Genomic DNA, 18,776 nt, shown 5'->3' on the forward strand with positions numbered 1-18,776 from the left:
TCACCTCCTACATAAACAAAATCCCGCGATTGTCATACACGCTTTGAGTGTTCGCGTTACCGCATCTTATAGCACGGTCAAGCGCCATAATGGTGGCTATAGCACCATCGATTTTCTCGGTTGATTTTTCCTTATCGCATTTAATGTTTCCTGCAGGATCAGTGCGGATGAAAATGTTATCCATATTCCAGCGAAGCACCGGATGCCCTGCGTGTGCGATTTTCTGCTCGAGCACAAGCTTCATAAGCTCCTTGGTAGGCGGACTCATATCCTTGAACCCTTGTCCGAACGGAACCACGGTAAACCCCATGTTTTCAAGGTTTTGCACCATTTGCACCGCACCCCAACGGTCGAAAGCAATCTCACGAATATTGAAACGTTCACCTAAAGTTTCGATGAATTTTTCAATAAACCCATAGTGAACAACGTTTCCTTCCGTAGTCTTAATAAACCCTTGTTTTTCCCACACGTCATAAGGCACATGATCACGATTCACTCGAAGGGTAAGTGTGTCTTCAGGCACCCAAAAATAAGGTAGGATACGAAACTTATCCGACTCATCTAAAGGCGGAAACACAAGCGAAAAAGCCGTAAGATCGGTAGTGCTTGAAAGGTCAAGACCCCCGTAGCAAACCCTGCCCTCAAGTTCTTCCTCGTTCACCTGAAAACCGCAAGCATCCCATTTTTCCATCGGCATCCAACGAATAGACTGTTTCACCCACTGGTTAAGACGAAGCTGACGGAAAGCATTCTCTTCACCAGGATTTTGCCGGGCTGACTCGAAAGCAGCTTTAACTTTCTCCATTTGAACCGTCACTCCAAGAGAAGGATTAGCTTTCTTCCACACCTTAGGATCCGTCCAATCATCCGAATCTTTTGCACCATAAATCACGGGGTAAAAAGTTGGATCAATTTTCCTGCCCTCGAGAATATCCACTGCTTTCTGATGCGTCTCATAGCAGATCGAATGCGTATCCGTACCAGCCGTGGTAATCAGAAAATACAGTGGCTGCATGCGAGCGTCCCCGGAGCCTTTAGTCATCACGTCAAAAAGTTTACGGTTTGGCTGCGTGTGAAGCTCATCAAACACGACACCGTGAATGTTAAACCCGTGTTTAGAGTACGCTTCAGCCGACAAGACTTGGTAGAAACTGTTAGTTGGTAGGAAAATAATACGTTTTTGCGAAGCTAAAATTTTAACCCTACGGTTAAGAGCCGGACACATTCTAACCATGTCCGCCGCCACATCAAACACGATTGTTGCCTGCTGACGGTCCGCCGCACAACCATAAACCTCGGCTCGCTCCTCATTATCCCCACAGCATAAAAGCAGTGCCACTGCCGCGGCAAGCTCACTTTTACCCATCTTCTTAGGTATTTCAATATACGCGGTATTAAACTGACGGTAACCATTCGGTTTCACCACGCCAAACAAGTCCCTGATAATCTGCTCCTGCCAGTCAAGGAGCTTAAAAGGCTTACCCGCCCACGTTCCCTTAGTGTGTGTTAAACATTCGATAAAACTCACGGCATAATCCGCTAAATCCTTACTATACGTTGAATCTTCTTTTTTAAACTTAGTAACCTCGTATTTTTGCAACTTAAGCTCCTCCTTTCTTTAGGCATAAAAAAAGACGCTTACTTGCGTCCACATCATTTCTTAGTTTTTCTTAACGAGAAACAGGGCCTTAAAAGCCCTGCTACTTTTAACTAAACTTAAAGTTTTTAGTTTCTAGCGTCAAGAATCATTTCTAAAGCCTCGTTCGCAAGCTTGCTTGTTGGCATCATATCCCAGCCTCTATCATAGTTTGCGATAACCTTGTTATTGTTTCTCAAAGTAAGCTTGGAAATTCGACCCTGGTTAATCCCATATTCGCTTGGCTCCTCAAAAACCTTCATACTGTAGTTTACAACCTGATTTTCTACTTTAAGCGTATCTTGTTCCCACATGGTTTTGCTCCTTTATCTCTGTGTTTTTTGCTAGTACTATATATCACTCTAAAAGCACATAATAGCAAGCCGTAAACGAGAAAAAATCGCGGATAATTCCACGATTTTTCTCCAGCCTTCCAACCCTATGGCTGACTATCCCCCTTTCTTTTAGCTTCTTGCTTGTTGAATCGCTTGATAAGCTTTTTGAATATCCTTGTCCAAGGTTTCAGCATCCGCAAACAGTTCAAACTCCGTATCGTTGAGTTTTCCTCCGCTTACCTTCCAAAGCTCCTCGTGAGCTTTACTGGCGCAGGTTTTTGCTGTTTGTGCAATGTCGAGCATGCTGATAGCCGAACTAATTTTCCCTTCTTCAGCTTTTTTGATTGCGTTTAGCGCGTAGCGTCTGCATGTTTTAACTTCGTTTGTAAGGTTTTGTAAAATTTCTTTTTTCACAGGTTTCTCCTTTGTTTCTGTGCTTTTTGCTAGTACTATATATCACTCTAAAAGCGCACAATAGCAAGCTTTTAAGCCAAGAAACACCGGGTATTTACACGTTTTTCCCAACCAGTTTTCGCTAATTTTTTTACTCTTAAAAACCGTTAAACGTTTCTAAAATCATGCGGAAATAATAATCACCCAAAAATCATCTACTACAGTAAAACATGCTTTTACAAAAACCTCGTTCTCTTGCTCTAAATTCGCGAAAATTTCTTCAACCAAAGAGCCTGTAGTACAGTCTTCACTCAACTCGTACGCCTGGTCTTCACTCGCATACAGCATTACGCTCACCCCCGTTTCTAAAAGCGCAGGAGCCTTCTAAACGGGAAAGCATAATTTTCCTGTCTTGTTTAAACTCGTCTCCTATAAACCCGAGTCTAAGAAGGAAACATCTGAAAGCATACTTATCGTTAACTGTCTCACGCTTACTATTATTTACGCGTTTAATTTCCACGCTCATTTTACAAAGACTGTTTATAAACTTCGCATAGGATGCCAAGCCTGGTTGGTTAGCCTGCTCAAACCAAGGAAAAATAAGCTTATCATCTTCTTCCTTAATATTAAGACTGTTCACTCCTAACGCTTTTTTAATAAGATCGCCCTTATTATCAAGTATTTTCTTAAGCTTTACCACATCAGCCTTATCTTTAGGAAACTCAACACTAAAATATTGCGTACCATCACACGCGCAGACTGGAAGACTTATACCATAGTCAGCGTCTAACATGTTTTTTAAATCATCTAAATTTTCTTCACTACTACACGTGACCGTACCATCTTTACTAATGTTGAAAACACCTATCTTGTAAGACATACTTGGAGTTTTTAAGTAAACAGCCTTTACTCCTGTAGAATCCTCTATAGCTTTAATAAGCGGCTGCCTATCTTTTCCTTTTAACCCGTATTTTAATTCCATTTTGCCTCCTTTAGGTTTTTCGGGTACATATATAAATCACTCTAAAGAAGGTTTTTATCAAGCGGTCGTAAACTATTTTTCATATAAAATACGAGTCTTACTTGTTAGTAAATACTTCAGTAAACGAGTATTCTTTACCGCCTCTTAAAACTTTCACACTCTTATCATTTCCAATCTGCTCAATATAACGTTTCACAATCACGTCACAATATTTCTCGTCAAGCTCGATAGCGTAGCAGATTCTACCAGTCTGCTCGCAGGCTATAAGCGTGCTACCACTTCCAGCAAACGGATCTAACACAAGCGAGTTCGTCATACTCGAGTTTTTAATCGGATACGCTAAAAGAGCTATTGGTTTCATGGTTGGATGATCAGCGTTTTTCTTAGGCTTTTCAAACTCCCAAACTGAAGTTTCTTTCCTACCCGCGTACCACTTGTGTTTACCTTTTTTCTTCCACCCATACAAACATGGTTCATGCTGCCACTGGTAAGGGCTTCTACCCAACACCAGCGACGGTTTCTTCCAAATACAACAACCTGAAAGATAAAACCCCGCGTCCTGGAATGCTTTTCTAAAATTCAATCCCTCCGTGTCAGCATGAAACACGTAGATAGATGCATCATCTGCCATCGCCTGCTCCATGTTCACGAACGAGTTGAAAAGAAACTGGTAAAACTTATCATCCTCCATATTATCGTTTTTGATTTTCCCAGCAGAACCCTCATAGTTCACGTTATAAGGCGGATCAGTAACCACCAGATTCACTTTAGTATTCTCAAGAAGCGTCTTATATGTTTCTAACTTAGTAGCATCACCGCAAATAACACGATGCCTGCCAAGCGTCCATATGTCACCTGTTTTAGAAAAACACGGTTCTTCCAGCTCTTTTTCAACATCAAAATCATCATCACTCACGTCTTTATCAGCATCGAAAATACTGGAAAGCTCCGCCTCGTCAAACCCGAGAAGATCAAGATTAAAATCAGCTCCTTCGAGCTCCGACAACTCAACAGCTAATAGCTCATTGTCCCAGCCTGCGTTAAGTGAAAGCTTATTATCCGCAATAATATAAGCACGCTTTTGTGTTTCAGTTAAATGATTTTCTTTCACACACGGAACTTTTTTAAGACCCAGTTTTAATGCCGCGGCAAGCCTGCCATGCCCTGCGAGAATCGTATTATCCTCAGCCACTAGAATCGGGGATAGAAAACCAAACTCGCGAATACTTGCCGCTATCTGAGCTACCTGCGCCTCAGAGTGAGTGCGAGCGTTTCTCACATACGGGATAAGCTCACTTACGTCAGCCAAATAATACTGCATTTCTTTTTCCATAAGCTTTCCTCCCGTTAGAAAAGACCCCAGCAAGCCAGCTTTTCAAAACCACCCACCGAGTCAATATAATCTTTCGCAATTTTCACAATCTGCGCATACGGTTTACCATCAACCATTTCATCCCCGATAGCACAAGAAAACTCAACCACCCGACCGGTCTCCTGCGCTTTCAAAAACGCGTAAATATTAACCGACACATCAGCTTTCGTAAGATCCTTACCATGAAGACCGCCGCCCGTAACAGCATCAGCCATATCTGACCCGAGTTTTCGGTTAACCGCTCCCGTATCCACGTTGATACCGCCCGTCCAGTCGCCTAAAGGATTAACAAACGCATTCGGATACTCTTTCAATAAGTCTTCTCGTTTAGCGTGAGACTGGCAGATGATAAGCTTTTCACCATCAAGAACATACTTGCCGTCATACGGATACTTTTCATAAACCTTTCGAGCAATAGCAGAAAGTTTCTTCTGCTCGCCTGTTAGTGGTACGCCTTTAAAAATCCCGTTATCAGCGCAGCGAACCATACCATCCTGGTTTCGGCTTAAATGCTTATCCTGCGGCACAACCGTAATATCAATCTTTACTTTCCCAGGGCTTAAACGGTGGATAATATTTTTAATATCTTTAAACTTAAACATCACCGTGCTTTCAATAAACACGGCACACTTACCATGCCCGAGCATCACTTCAACAGCAATCTTCGGATTCTCATCCAGCTTGTATGCAAGATCAACAATTGCTCCGGCAATACGATCCGCAATCTTGTCGACATGTGACGGGTTTACTTTTTCAATCATGGTTCTTTTCCTTCCTTCCGATTTTCCAACCAGCTGCAATAAAAAAAGGAATGTTCGAAATTTTGATAAATTTCTCTACATTCCCTTTGCTTATCCATTTTCTGTTTTTTGAGCTATTACTCAGCTTTATCAACTGATTCTTATGTGGCTTTCTTCCTCTATTGGCTATAGAAATCTTTTCTTTAACCTGACCATAATTCATGTTGTATCTTCTGCTACACCATTCCAAATTATCGATTCTGTTGTTACTTTTATCTTCGTCAATATGGTTTATGTCAGAATAATCATTAGGATTAGGTAGAAAAGTTAATGCCACAAGTCTATGAACAAGTAGGTTTCTCTTGTTTCCGTTCTTCCATAAATACACCCTTTTATAACCATTACGCTGATAATCACCTTTAAGAATTTGAGTACTACGTTTTATGCTTCTAATTTTCCCTAAATTAGAAGCTTGGTAATGACCTTCATATTCAGGAATATCTTTCCATACTTCCACATTTTTTCTCCTTATATGTTTTTACGTGTTAAAAGCAGGCGTTCCATTAAATCGTTTTGAGGTGAAACACCATCAAACTCAGTCGAACAGTTTTCTTTCACAATCTGGAAAATCTCATTCCAAAGCCTGACCGCCTGATTCATGTAGTTAATACCAATGTTGATAAAAGGCGATGGTATCGGTTTACCCGTAGTCGGATGCTTGGAAAGAAACCCAAGTTTACTGGTTACTTCCTCACATTGAATCCAACGAGCACAGCTCATCGCATACCGTTCAATAAGAGGAGATGGCACTTTACTGCTAACACCAATGTCTTTTAGCCACTTCCATGTTTCTTCAAAAATTTCTCTAGCCTGAAGCTGAGTACCGTCTTTTTGCGTGGCGGATAAAAACTCGTGAGGCTGAGGCATTTCAGCACCTTCAAGCTCCGGAATATCAAGAACGCTTAAAGGCCTGCCACCGGGGTTTCCGTCATTCGCTTTTTCAACAACTGCTTTCTTTTTACGCCCGGCACCTACGCGTCTACCGCCACGACCGCCGATATTATTTGATTTTGTAGGCAAACTTTCCGCCTCCTTTCCGCATGAGTTTTAACTCAAAAAAATTTTTCTTGTCTGATTTTCCCTATTACCCTTTTGAATACGCTGTTTTTGCACGCGAGACCCTGCGCCCGTTCCCCGGGGAATAGGTTTTTAGAGATTTTGACCGCCCCTGGGGTGTTGTTTATTTGTTATGCCAGCGGTCTCCACGCTTAGCGTGAATTTTAGAATGGCAGCTTTTACAAAGAGAAATAAGATTATTCCTCTCATGTGTTCCGCCTTCAGCAATCGGTTTAATATGATGAACCTGCTCAACAGGCACAAGCATATGGTTCTTAAAGCAAAGCTCACAGAAAGGATGCTCTTTCACATAAGAATCCCTGACTTTCTGCCATGCTCTGCCGTAACGCTTGTGAGCATCATAAGGACGCTCGTATTTTTCGTATCGTCTGTTCTCTTGTTTTAAGTGTTCCTCGCAAAACCTGCCGTCAGTTAGGTTCGGACAGCCTTGATAAGAACACGGTCTTTTAGGTTTTCTTGGCAAGACTCATCCTCCCTTTCCAAGTAAGATAAATTAACGTAAAATGAGTGAAAATAGTCCGTCTACGACAGTAGTCATCCACTTGACTATATAAATTTAAGGAGGTTGTAATGAAGAAATCTATGTATCAAGCTATACGATTATTCCTTTTTTCATTATTACTCCCTCTTTTAGGACTAATCCTTAACTCACTTAGGTTGTTTAATCCAGAAATTGTTTATGACTCACCTGTTTTATTTATCGGTATAGCTCACGTATTTGGTTTAACAACACTTGTCCTTTACTCAATCATCGTCAATCAAAAAACACTCGAAAACTTAGGAGTTTGTAAAACCATTGCCATAGCGCTTATCGCACCAGCCATTGATTTATTGATATTACAAGAGTCTCCTCAACAATTGGGTAGTAGCTGGATTTACTTATACATTACGTATTTCTTAACCACTGAATGTATTCCAACTATAATTCCAATCATTGTTAAAGAGTTTTTACGAAGAAGAAATCAAAAGCACAAAGGTGATTGAGAATAAAGACACCCTCAATCACCTCCGTGACCTGTTATCTCAATGATTTAACTCTATGATTATTTTGATTTTGCCAGTAAATAATGAGCCATAGCAATACAGCATGCATCTCGTTCTTCATCAGTTGATTCACCAGCAAGCCGTGCCAGCAATCCAAACAATTTAAATTTTTCCAGGCATCCATACATTTTTGCTTTAATAGAATTTTCCAGTGCTTTAAATGAACTGAAATCTAACCCATCTTGAGCATAAGCAGTATATCTCTTTTGAGCAGTAATACTACTATAATAAGTTGTCATCATATCGCTTAAAGTATGCAAATTTTCATCACTAGCATTACGTAGATTCATTCCTAAATAGATAGCGTCTGCATCATCACAAAAATCTGTAAAATTGCAGCGAATACCAAGTTTATTACTGACATGATTTGCTTTAAAATACTCTGACTGTGCACTACTGTCTGAACCAATAAGAGCATATGCTGTTTTCATACGATCAAGAGATGGATACTTTTGCAGGTATTTATGTAAGTCATCCATGCCTGTTGCAAGATCTCCTGCCCAACCAGTCCAATGATCTGGAGCTAAATTAGAATAAGCATAACAATAAAGCGTATAAGCAAAGTGTGCTATATCGTTTTTACCACCACTTATATCAGCAACTTCGTCACGCTTATTACCAATATAAGTATCCAGCTTATCTTTTAATGCAGGATATTCTTTTTCCATGAATATTATGAAAAATGGATCTGCAAACGCGCCAGCAATAGCAAATTTCCAATTCGTCATATATGCCTTAGCTAGATAATTAATCACACCTTGAGTCACGCTTAAAGGATGATACTCTAGAACCACCGCATACTTTTGATATACTTTTCGCCATTTATCATACACGCTTTCTAATTGTTGAATGAGGTCTATCACTTTTTCAATTTTTGTTAAACGAGACGTATCTGGATTAGGTGGAGCGACATAAGTAATCTTTGATTGTGGATTGCCAGTTGAATGATTTACACTTCCAACTGCTCCAAAACGTCCAGAATATGCTACTCTGTCAAGATCCCATTTACCTTTATAGCCAGGGATTTCATGGAATTGATCAAACGCCCAATTACTTGGAATAGAAAAGCCTAGATTTCCACTAAAACCTGTAGACATATCAGACACAAATGATGCTACCGCATATCCTGCTTTACTAACACGAGTACAAATATTTCTAGATGCATAAATTCCAATCCGATAACCACCATGCATATTTTCTTTAACAGCTTTGAAGTACGGCAAAATATTGCTACTAATTTCCGGATTCGTTGCATCATAATCAACCGCGAAGTAGATTACTGTTGGCGGAACTCCAAGACGTTTAGCTGAAGCAACCGCTTCTTTTGCATGACGAGCTCCATTTTCTGCTGTAAAATGACGTAATTCAGTTGAATACTCTTGAAAAATAGGGAAATATTGAAGACCGTGGCTCACAATTCTTTCCAATTCTCCAGTACGCAATGCCTTAAAATAGTCCTTTTCAGCAGTGTTTTTTTGATCAGGTTCACTCAAATAACGACCAACAATCCTATAACCATCAGCCTTCAAACACTCAGCAAACTCGTCAGTAATCTCAAAACGTGTATCACACGCTACACAAGAACGATTAGGATCACCTTTCGAAGTTAACAGGCTCATCCATGTTGTTGGATCAACCTTACCTGTAACAGGAATAACATGCTCTGCTTGGAACTTATACAATGCCGACACTATTGCATTATTCCATGTTGAAGTTGGCGTAAGCGAATACCCATTACATGTGAGGGCTACGCTTGCCAACCAAACCCACTCACTCGTTCCCTCACTAATTGTCTTTAAACGTGATCGTGTGCCATTACCAAAATTGCCAGTAGCCTCAGCTGGAGTAAACCCTTCAACAGCTTGTAACACTTGAATCAATGCTGTATTCATCTCACGACCATACAGACCGTCTGTTGGAATAATTCCAGTATAATTCTTATATTTACTGTTAACAGCCTGCTGTGTTACACGAATGTCTTCTTTGCCTCCATACAACGATAACAATTTGAATTGTTTCATTGATAAAAGAACCATCATGAGTTCTAGATCCACAGTAGATGAAATATCTGAAAGACCAATATCACTTTTAAGATCAGAAATAGAGTTTGCTACATTATATGTAAATTCTTCTGTTATGCCTCCATATTCAGCCTCATACCCTTTGCACCAAAGAGCACCCTGAATAATTCCATTAATATTATTACTTTCATCTGTCTGATCAATACCATTTGGCCAGCGCTTCTTAAATCGTGACTGAGTACCTTTCCCAAAATTATTTGCCGTTTCTGTTATACCAAGCTCAATCTGCAAAGCACGAATAAGCCCATTAATTGTATCCCAACCAGTATTCCCATCAGTAATAACTGAACCAAACCCAGGCTTATCACCATAGGTTTTGTTTAACCATTGCTGTGTTAGTAATACCATCTGATCCATGTTGTGCCCTCCTTTTAGGCATGAAAAAAGCCCTGAAAGATTACTCTTCCAAGGCTTAGTATTTATAATTTTTGCTAAGTTTATAATACCATATAGAAGGCAGTGCCATCTCATGCCAAACCATGCCAAAGCATGCCAACTTTTCTCAATTTTTAGATTCGAATAGGGTTTTCAGGAAAAACAAGATGTTCTAACGCATTACCATGCCATCTGATAACTGTTCTGACACCTGCATGGAGTTCTTTACCAATATCCTCCCACGTCATGTTACTCATGTAACGGTAGCGTAAAATCATCTGCTCATCCACGCTTTCAAGTTTAGAAATCACATCCAAAATCTGCTCTTTCAAACTGATAAGCATCGTAATCTCCATGTTAATCTTTGCTTCTAAATCCATAACCCTTATAAGAGCTTTCACAAACGGAGCTTCCACGCTTCGAGTCGTCTGCACATACTCTCTGTCGTATCTTAATGAAGAAACACTTGTAGCAAGCTCACGCAGTCTTACTACCTCGTCCATGTCAGCCTTAATCCGCTTATCAAGAAGATAGGCTTGCCGTAAGTATTCTTTTTTGTTCATTCTTACCTCCATTTTGAGGTAAGTTCTCTCTAGAACCCCTTTCCCTCACTTCGTTAATTGATAGTCTTGCCTTAACCGACTCGATTAAAGCATCCTGCACTTTAGCCTTCATGCTTAAAGCCCTCATCACATCCTCATCAATCGTGTTCTTAGTGATAATGTGATGGATTACAACCGTGCTGGTTTGACCCTGACGGTTAAGCCTGGCGTTCGTCTGCTGGTAAAGTTCCAAACTCCAAGTCAGAGAAAACCAGATAAGAGTAGAGCCGCCAGCCTGTAGGTTAAGACCATGACCCGCGGAAGCCGGGTGAATCAACGCTACAGGAATCATGCCGGCATTCCAGTCAGCAATATCAGCACTCGTTTTAATCTCACGCACGTTAAAACGATTCTTAATCCGCTCAAGATCATGCTTAAACCAGTAAGCTACAAGCACCGGTTTACCGTTAGCAGCCTCGATTAAATCCTCTAATACGTCCAGCTTACGATCGTGAATATGAACGCTTTCTTTTTTCTCGTTATAAACCGCGCCGCATGCCATTTGAAGAAGCTTATTTGAAAGAGACGCTGCGTTAATCGCATCAATCTCTTTACCCTCCAACGACACCACCATATCCTGTTTCAGCTCATCATAGAGTTTTCGCTCCTTACCGGATAACTCTACTTTCACCTCGTTTATCACACACGCAGGCATTTTCAAATAGTCTTTCGACTTCATCGAAATCGTAATATCAGCTATCTGCTTATAGATTAAACTCTCAGCACCATCTTTAGGCTTATAGGAAAAAATCATGTGCTGGTTACGCTTATCAGGATTAAAAAAGTTCTGCCGATAATACGTAATATAGCGGCCTAACCTTTGACCCATATCAAGCAGCCTAAACTCAGCCCACAAATCCATAAGCCCGTTAGAAGAAGGAGTTCCTGTAAGACCAACAATCCTTCTAACTTTCGGCCTAGCCTTCAGTAATGCTTTAAAACGTTTCGCCTGATACGATTTAAAACTTGAAAGCTCATCTATCACAACCATGTCAAAATTAAACGGCAGGCCGCTTTTCATTATCAGCCACTCCACGTTTTCACGGTTAATAATATAAACGTGAGCAGGCGTTTTTAGTGCTTGAATCCGCTCCTTCTCACTACCCGTCACAATAGAATAAGTTAGGTGTTTTAAATGCTCCCACTTTTCTAACTCTAAAGGCCACGTAGTGTTTGCAACCCTAAGAGGAGCGATAACCAGAGTCCTGGAAACATCAAAAGAGTCAAGCATAAGGTCGTTAATCGCCGTAAGACTTATAACACTCTTACCAAGTCCCATTTCAAGCAAAACCGCTGAAACCGGATGTGTGATAATAAAATCAGTCGCATACTTTTGATACTCATGTGGCTCGTATAGCATCAATCACACCTCCAATCTGACTCTTCTCATCAACCACGAAAACCTTAAAACCTAAAGCCTGTAAGTCTTTCATCCGTTTCACCTGTAAAACTCTAGGCTTTTTACCTGGTGCTTTAAGCTCGACAAAACCAATCTTCCCGCCGTTAAGTAAAACCAGCCTGTCAGGAAGCCCGTCAACAGAAGGACTCGTAAGCTTTATAGCCATGCCTCCAGCAGCTTTAACATCACGGACGAGTTTTCGCTCAGTTTCCTTTTCTCTTAAAAAGCCCATCAGATACCTCTTTTGCCATCTCAATGATTTTCTTATCAACTTCGTTTCTCGGCTCATCAGAAACATCGCCATAAAACACGTCAATATAGTGATTGCTTAACTGTGGGTGATCTTTGAACATATTGTCCTCAGCATGCGAAGATACTTCATCAATCATGTTCATGGCTTTTAACAGTCTGTCTTGATCTTTCACTAAAAGCACCGGGCTAATATCGACCACTAATTGGCTAATCAGACTCTTAGTCAGTCGTATTGCTGCTCCTGCTTGCTTGTAGGTTTCTACTGTTCTCTCTTGTTTGTTAATCATGGTTTATTCCACCTTTCTCAAATCTTATTTTTCATTTATTGAATAGAGTTGTTTCATTCGTTGGTTTTGCCCGTTTACATCAGGCGAATGTTATTTGTGTAGCCATGTATGCTTTAGACCCATCTTTTACTTTTCTCTATATATACTTATATTTCTTTTATTTTTTTCTCTTATATAAAAAGTAAAGAAAAAGGGTACACTACAATACAAAACCCCTATTTATCAGGCTTTTCTTTCTTGAAAACGTGCATGGTAGCGTGTAGGCAACGCCTATTTTCGTGTATGAAAAAATCCTATAGAACATTTTTCTCTGAACCCGGTTTTTACCATGTAAAACATTTGCCTACACGCCAATACATTTTTCAGGAAGTATCTTTCAGTTTTACCGTGCTTTACATCAAAGAAAATCCTCCTGTGCCTGCAAATTCGGATTAATGGAAAGCCCACACCACTGGTAGCCCTTACCCGTCCGTTTTTTGCTATAACCCGCTAACAGTAAAGCCTTAGAAAAATCCCTATCGTTTCTAACATATTCACCGTTAAGGTTTGCCCACTGGCGGTAAGACAAGTAAAGACTCCTACTCATCTCCGTTTCATTCACGCCCTTAATGCAATAATCAGTGATGAAATGGCCTATCCAGTCGTTTTCAGCCCGATAAGCGTCCTTAGCCTGCTCTACCACCTTACAAGTAGGGAATTTATAACTGTTTTGGATATAAAGCTTGGCTCCTTCAATCATCCATTGAAGTATTGCCCCACCTGCTTTTTGCAAAAGTTCATCAACATAGTCTGTTTTCGGATTCTTGATTTCTTTCGTAAACGGTGCGACAAAGATTCTCCGCCACGTTCCCTTATCGTTCGAACCGACTTTCGGCAGATGGTTCGTGTAGAGAATAGTTGAGTGGCTTGGCGTAAACGTAAAAGGAGCATAATATTTCCTCTCAGCTGAAATATCATCCACGCTTGCTATCTGTTTCAGCATGGAAATAGAAAGCCTTTGCCCTTCCTCAGTTTCCGAGGCAAGAATAAACCTTTTACCGCAAAGCTCCGCTAAATCCACTTTCACGTTTTTAGCCCGAGTGGTTAAAGACTCCGCAGGTATTTTCCCCGCATAATCTCCAAGCACATGTGCTTCCGCGTTAAACACGGTCGACTTACCGTTGCCACCTGACCCGTACACCAGCAAAAGCGATTCTTCAAACACTTGACCTATAAGCGTACTACCCGCATGGCTTTGAAGAAATGTCTGAAACTCTTTATCACCTGCGGTAACCATATCAAGCGTTGTCTGCCACAATCCCATGTTCTCCCGTGAAGGGCAAACAGCGGTCATTTTCGTACAGTACGAACACGGATCATGTGCTTTTAGCATGCCTGTCTTTAAATCCACGATTCCGCAAGGCGTGTTTAGAATGAAAGCATCACGGTCCAGTTCTTCGTTTGCAACTTCCAGCATGGATTTAGCAAGTTTCAATATCCCGGACACTTTGCTGTGATCATTCATCTTCTTAGCAAACGAAAGATACTGTTTTGCCTGATTCACTTCACTCTTTGCTTTATCCGCCTGCTCTTTATCACCTGATGATTCGGCTTGAATGAACTGTTCGTAAGCTGTCTTAAACTCAACACCGGCATTTTTCAAAACCTTTTTAGCAATAAGCATGTAAAGTTTCATAACTTTAAGCTCAGACGCTTCCCACTTCTTTCCCGTCCAGTAAAGCCAGCCGGCAGACATCGTATAAACAGCCTTATTCTTGTTATGTTTGGCAAAAACCTCAGCCATCGCAATATCCGTTAAATCATCCGGCTTATACTCCTCATAGCTTTTGCCATACTCGCTAGGCGGAATATAACCTTCCTGACTTGCTACTTTAAGCCCGAACTTTTTAGCCGAATACCAGATTTTAGATAATTCTGCGTCAGGCAAAGGAGGATTACACCTCTCAGCTTCACTCAAAAACTTCTCATGCGCTTCATCTGTCGCCCCATAACGTTTGATGAGTTTTCCGGCAATATGACTAAGCCTAGAGTTTCTCTGCCCTGATGGTATTTCTTCTGTTCCTGCATCAAATTCACCAAAAGCTTCTTCCGAGAGAAAATCAGTGATTGTTTTTTCACCCTCATAAAGTTCTACCAGCGGAGTTTTAACACCGTAGAGAAAACGTGCCGCATCAAGAGCGTTACTGTCAAAATACGGGAATACTGATTGAATCCTTGTTTTAAGCTCCACATAAGCTTTAGCATCGCTTACTTCTTCAATTGGAAAATAAACGTGAAAACGTGGTCTTGCACACTTCCCATGCTTGTCTTTCATGTGGTTTCTACTATAAGACGCGTAAAAGCACACGTTCGGAAACGCTAAAGCAACATCAAAAGGTGTCACCCAGTCTTTACCAACATCAGAATGGTCGTTATCACAGTCCATCGGAATACAGGTAGATGAAATGAAATTATCTTTAGACCTATAACTGTTAGTAAACTGTGCTGTGACATGGTCAAAAGAGATAGCCTTATTAAAACTATCTCGATCACAGACTTTTATTTCGTCAGGATACAAGCAGTTACTACTGTTTCCCACACAGGAAGCTGTATAAATTTTGCATTCAAGCATCAATATTCACCCCCTAAATCCTTATCCGTAAAATACTTAATCGGCTGCCTGCGTTTTTCTGCAAGATTGATTTCTACTTGCATGCCGCCTGTGATTTTCTCCCCGAACACCCACAGCTCGTTGCACTTGCCTAAGAGGATAATGTCCATAAACATCGCATCCCCTCTATGCTTTTGATTCTCATCATCCATGAACGGGAAAAGCAGGTGTGGAGTGATAGGGATTGCTCCGCGTGAATACGCGTAAGCCGCACACCGGATAGCGTGGTTCACGTTTCTTTCTTTATCTCCACGGTAGGGAGCACAAATGTAGACGATAGGCTTAAAATTCGGTGTCGTTTCTAAATGCTTTTTATAAGACTTACCCACTTTTAGTCTCCTTTAACACCACGTTTTTGCTTACTAATATTGTTTTTAATAGTCATTCGCGTATCCTTTTACGTTCTTTCTGAAGGCGGTATTGCCTTCTAAATCACAGGCAAAGAAAAAGAGCAGGTTTTTAACCCTGCTCCTAAAATTTTTTTTAATCTTTTTTGTAAAACTCGCACTCGTAGCCGTCAGCTCTAAGAAGTAAACCCTCTGCCCAAGGTGGTGTTCTTCCCATTAGCTCACACACGCTTTGAACACTCACGCTTTTATCAGTTTCGATAATGGCTTCATCATGCACGTGAGCGACGATACGATATTCTTTCAGCGTTTGCATAGCGTAAAGTAGAATGTCACGAGCTATAGCTTGCGTAATGTTTTCCACAAATTTAGGCCCGTAGCTTTCCAGCCGCTCCCATTTTTTAGTAGATCCCACACCCTCATAGGTGACTGATTCACCACCGTACTTGTTTTCTTCCACGCGTGGCTTCACATAGTAAAGGCATCTTTTCGAAGGCAGTTTGATGATAAGAAACCCACTCTTGTAAGTGAACACAATATTGTGTGTTCGAACAGATACGTGTTCGTGTACACACTGTTTTACCGCTCTGTCCACATCCCACCACAATGAAACAATATGTGGATTAGCAGATCTCCAATCATTAACTAACTGTTGCAAATCATCTTCATGTAAACCCATATCAAGAGCACCCATTGCCTTTAATGCTCCTACTGCACCACCGTAGCCACAGTTATGCACGAGCTTTCCCGATACGGTAAAACGATGATTTGGTCCGGCATTTCGTATGTCATAAACTCGAGCCTTGCTTCGATTAAACGCCAGTTTTTTCTGTGTTGTTCTACAGCTGTATTTGCTCTTGATATGATTTCTTCTCTGCCTATTCCTTTCGATAACATTCTCGTAACTACCGATCTTGCGTATGGCCAATATTGTTGCTCCCACCGTGTTAGGATAGCGTTCTGCTTGTTGTTTTGATTGACTATTCTTGGAACAAAGCGGATATTTCCTTTTTCGTAGTTGCCGTTTGTATTTATCCGATCTAATTCCCAGTCTTTTTGCACATTGTCTACCTCTTGTAAAATCCAAAGACCTGCTTCTAAAACAGAATGGAAGCACCACTTTATCCCTCTTGCTCCATAGTTTTTGTAGTTTGGATCTCTTGGATTGATGCATCGCTGTTTTGCAGCACTTAGCCGCTTTTCTAGCCATATTGGTATTTGTTTCGGCTGTGAGCAAGCTTGACACCCTTTTGATTTGCCCGACTTTAGACTGTTTAAGTCCTGCCATTGGACGCTTCCACACCCTACGCATTGTGTAAGTACATAACAGTGGTTTTGCTTTTGATTCCAGTGTTTCTCTGCACTGATGATTTTCACCCAACCGTATTGTTCTCCGACCATCTCCGGTTTGTATGAGATGTGTTTTGCAGATGGCGGATTCAATAAACCGTATTGGCTTCGGTTTCCCTTTAACCCAGACGAGATGGTCTGGTGTTGCTCTAAGTCCTTCATACTCGATTACATCCTTTACACCCTTAAAAACAACTCCGTTATGGTTGACCCAGTTTTCTCCGTCCCACACTTTTTGTTTTGTAGTGACTTCTTCAATTGGAACAAGCCCTTCATCTGTGAGTACAAGTTCACCTTCAGCAATACAAGCGAGTTCCGCGATCTTACCTTTCTGCCGCAAATGCCCGTTTACTCCATGTTTTTCAACAGGCACACTAAACATTTGAGATGCTGACGAGCAGTAAATGTCTTTACCTTCCGCGAATACTCGCATACGCCATTTTTCACCTGCAAGCCAAGCCAAGACTCTCGCTTCGATCGCTGAAAAGTCTGCAACAATAAACTTCAATCCCGTGCGTGGAATAAAAGCAGTGCGAATAAGCTGGGATAAAGTATCAGGAATATCCTCATAAAGCATTTCCAACGCTTCAACATTTCCTTGTTTAACAAGACTTCTAGCCTCCGCTAGATCAGGCAGATGGTTTTGTGGCAGGTTTTGTAATTGCACGAGCCTTCCCGCAAACCTTCCTGTACGGTTTGCACCATAGAAGCGAAACATGCCACGCTCCCGATAATCCATGCATGCAGCGTTTTTCATCGCCGTATACTTTTTCACCGAGGATTTAGCAAGCTGCTGGCGAAGCCGTAAAACTTCCGCCAACTCTTTACCCACTGTTTTAAGTTCTTTAGCGACTTCTTTTTTACCAAGCGACTCCATTTCAAGACCATGCTTTTTAAGCCAAGAGCGCATTTGTAACACTGAGTTCGGGTTTTCTAAACCTGTAACATGCTTAAGCTCACTCATGAGATGCGTTTTCACCTCTAAGTCGAGTTTTATGGCTGATTCAACGAAAAGAGGATCTATTCCTATCCCACGGTCGTTAATCTCTTGGTCGAGATAAAACTCCTGCCATAAAAAGTCTGGCACGGGAAAGCGTGAGAGCTTTTCTTGAATACTCATCTCAACTTCCACATCACGCTTGTTATACGATTTAAACTGCTCCCACTTTTCCTTATCGTGGAAATACTTGTTTCTTGTTCTTCCACCGTTTACTTTCGTAGGATTACACGGTAAGCAGAAGTATTTAATAAGATTCTTACCCTCAGTGAGCTTCTGCTTATCAAGGCCCAGTACTGCTCCCACGCTTTCCAAAGACATGGGAAGCCCCAGGGTGGCTGACCAGATCATTGTGCAATGCCAGGAGCTTGGGTTTAAAAACAAGCCTTCACTTTTCACTGTCTGACCAGGGTTAATATTGATGCCTTTATCTCGCAGGTAGCGTGATAAGCAGACTCTTTCAAACTGAGCGTTAAACGCCCACTTGGTCACCGTTTCATCTGTTAAAGCAGAAAGCACAACCTCGGGTATGGTTTCACCTTGCGCTAAATCAACAACCTGAACTTCACTACCGTCCACACTGTAACCAAAGAGCAGTATTTCAAAATCCTCTGATTCTGCGTACTTGTAAACCCCACATTTACCAAGATTTACACTCGAAAACGTCTCCAAATCCACACTCAAATTTTCCAAATTACATCACCTCCAAGTTAATAAAAGAGGTGACAGAAAACCTGCCACCCCACTTATAGAATCTTCTAAATCCTGTTTTTCAGGAATCTTCTAATTCCTATTTA

At 41.1% G+C, this 18,776-nt stretch carries 19 protein-coding genes; 1 reads left to right on the forward strand and 18 read right to left on the reverse strand.

Annotated features, from left to right (window positions below):
- Nucleotides 1-7 precede the first annotated feature (7 nt).
- From HXT45_RS05225 to HXT45_RS05270, 10 genes are all read right to left on the reverse strand, one after another.
- Nucleotides 8-1,600: a terminase large subunit gene (locus tag HXT45_RS05225; RefSeq protein WP_421781527.1), complete on the reverse strand. Its 1,593-nt coding sequence runs from the start codon at nt 1,598-1,600 to the stop codon at nt 8-10.
- A gap of 125 nt (nt 1,601-1,725) precedes the next feature.
- The gene (locus HXT45_RS05230) at nt 1,726-1,950 is read right to left on the reverse strand and encodes a DUF7678 domain-containing protein (protein ID WP_421781528.1); all 225 of its coding nucleotides are present in this window, start codon (nt 1,948-1,950) and stop codon (nt 1,726-1,728) included.
- Nucleotides 1,951-2,100: 150 nt separating this feature from the next.
- Nucleotides 2,101-2,385, reverse strand: a complete 285-nt coding sequence (locus tag HXT45_RS05235) for a transcriptional regulator (RefSeq protein ID WP_065189401.1) — start codon at nt 2,383-2,385, stop codon at nt 2,101-2,103.
- A 162-nt stretch (nt 2,386-2,547) separates the two neighbouring features.
- A complete protein-coding gene (locus tag HXT45_RS05240) occupies nt 2,548-2,712 on the reverse strand; it encodes a hypothetical protein (RefSeq protein WP_180946780.1) in 165 nt (54 codons plus the stop codon).
- Entirely contained in the window at nt 2,696-3,346 is a 651-nt protein-coding gene (locus tag HXT45_RS05245; protein ID WP_065189400.1) for a virulence protein, read from the reverse strand. The genes HXT45_RS05240 and HXT45_RS05245 overlap by 17 nt, the downstream gene beginning before the upstream one ends.
- A 97-nt stretch (nt 3,347-3,443) precedes the next feature.
- Nucleotides 3,444-4,679, reverse strand: a complete 1,236-nt coding sequence (locus tag HXT45_RS05250; RefSeq protein ID WP_421781530.1) for a site-specific DNA-methyltransferase — start codon at nt 4,677-4,679, stop codon at nt 3,444-3,446.
- 14 nt (nt 4,680-4,693) lie between these two features.
- On the reverse strand, nt 4,694-5,479 hold the full coding sequence (locus HXT45_RS05255; protein WP_415699500.1) for an S-adenosylmethionine synthetase N-terminal domain-containing protein: 786 nt from the start codon (nt 5,477-5,479) through the stop codon (nt 4,694-4,696).
- Complete coding sequence (locus HXT45_RS05260; RefSeq protein ID WP_004125754.1) at nt 5,472-5,975, reverse strand: NUMOD4 domain-containing protein; 504 nt, start codon at nt 5,973-5,975, stop codon at nt 5,472-5,474. Before HXT45_RS05260 ends, HXT45_RS05255 begins: the two co-directional genes overlap by 8 nt.
- An 11-nt stretch (nt 5,976-5,986) precedes the next feature.
- Nucleotides 5,987-6,538, reverse strand: a complete 552-nt coding sequence (locus tag HXT45_RS05265) for a P27 family phage terminase small subunit (protein ID WP_076002841.1) — start codon at nt 6,536-6,538, stop codon at nt 5,987-5,989.
- A gap of 160 nt (nt 6,539-6,698) precedes the next feature.
- On the reverse strand, nt 6,699-7,058 hold the full coding sequence (locus HXT45_RS05270; protein WP_014554460.1) for an HNH endonuclease: 360 nt from the start codon (nt 7,056-7,058) through the stop codon (nt 6,699-6,701).
- Between the two features lie 107 nt (nt 7,059-7,165).
- On the opposite strand from HXT45_RS05270, the gene HXT45_RS05275 reads away from it, so the two are divergent.
- Nucleotides 7,166-7,579, forward strand: coding sequence for a hypothetical protein (locus tag HXT45_RS05275; protein ID WP_004117112.1), 414 nt, complete (start codon nt 7,166-7,168; stop codon nt 7,577-7,579).
- 59 nt (nt 7,580-7,638) lie between these two features.
- On the opposite strand, the gene HXT45_RS05280 is transcribed toward HXT45_RS05275, so the two are convergent.
- The 8 genes from HXT45_RS05280 to HXT45_RS05315 form a co-directional block, all read right to left on the reverse strand.
- On the reverse strand, nt 7,639-10,077 hold the full coding sequence (locus HXT45_RS05280) for a glycoside hydrolase domain-containing protein (protein WP_004117115.1): 2,439 nt from the start codon (nt 10,075-10,077) through the stop codon (nt 7,639-7,641).
- A gap of 152 nt (nt 10,078-10,229) precedes the next feature.
- Nucleotides 10,230-10,658: a DNA-directed RNA polymerase sigma-70 factor gene (locus HXT45_RS05285; protein WP_018645368.1), complete on the reverse strand. Its 429-nt coding sequence runs from the start codon at nt 10,656-10,658 to the stop codon at nt 10,230-10,232.
- Nucleotides 10,618-12,057 (reverse strand): SNF2-related protein, encoded by a 1,440-nt coding sequence (locus tag HXT45_RS05290; protein WP_018645370.1) that lies wholly within the window; start codon nt 12,055-12,057, stop codon nt 10,618-10,620. Before HXT45_RS05290 ends, HXT45_RS05285 begins: the two co-directional genes overlap by 41 nt.
- On the reverse strand, nt 12,038-12,328 hold the full coding sequence (locus HXT45_RS05295; protein ID WP_004105020.1) for a VRR-NUC domain-containing protein: 291 nt from the start codon (nt 12,326-12,328) through the stop codon (nt 12,038-12,040). The genes HXT45_RS05290 and HXT45_RS05295 overlap by 20 nt, the downstream gene beginning before the upstream one ends.
- The gene (locus HXT45_RS05300) at nt 12,300-12,635 is read right to left on the reverse strand and encodes a hypothetical protein (RefSeq protein WP_421781532.1); all 336 of its coding nucleotides are present in this window, start codon (nt 12,633-12,635) and stop codon (nt 12,300-12,302) included. Before HXT45_RS05300 ends, HXT45_RS05295 begins: the two co-directional genes overlap by 29 nt.
- A gap of 397 nt (nt 12,636-13,032) precedes the next feature.
- Nucleotides 13,033-15,246, reverse strand: a complete 2,214-nt coding sequence (locus HXT45_RS05305) for a phage/plasmid primase, P4 family (RefSeq protein WP_018645379.1) — start codon at nt 15,244-15,246, stop codon at nt 13,033-13,035.
- Nucleotides 15,246-15,614: a DUF4406 domain-containing protein gene (locus tag HXT45_RS05310; RefSeq protein WP_018645381.1), complete on the reverse strand. Its 369-nt coding sequence runs from the start codon at nt 15,612-15,614 to the stop codon at nt 15,246-15,248. The genes HXT45_RS05305 and HXT45_RS05310 overlap by 1 nt, the downstream gene beginning before the upstream one ends.
- Nucleotides 15,615-15,768: 154 nt before the next feature.
- On the reverse strand, nt 15,769-18,672 hold the full coding sequence (locus tag HXT45_RS05315; protein ID WP_421781534.1) for a DNA polymerase: 2,904 nt from the start codon (nt 18,670-18,672) through the stop codon (nt 15,769-15,771).
- Between the last annotated feature and the right edge of the window lie 104 nt (nt 18,673-18,776).

Origin of the sequence: Gardnerella sp. DNF01199S (assembly GCF_049244155.1) — a bacterium.
GTDB lineage: Bacteria > Actinomycetota > Actinomycetes > Actinomycetales > Bifidobacteriaceae > Bifidobacterium > Bifidobacterium piotii.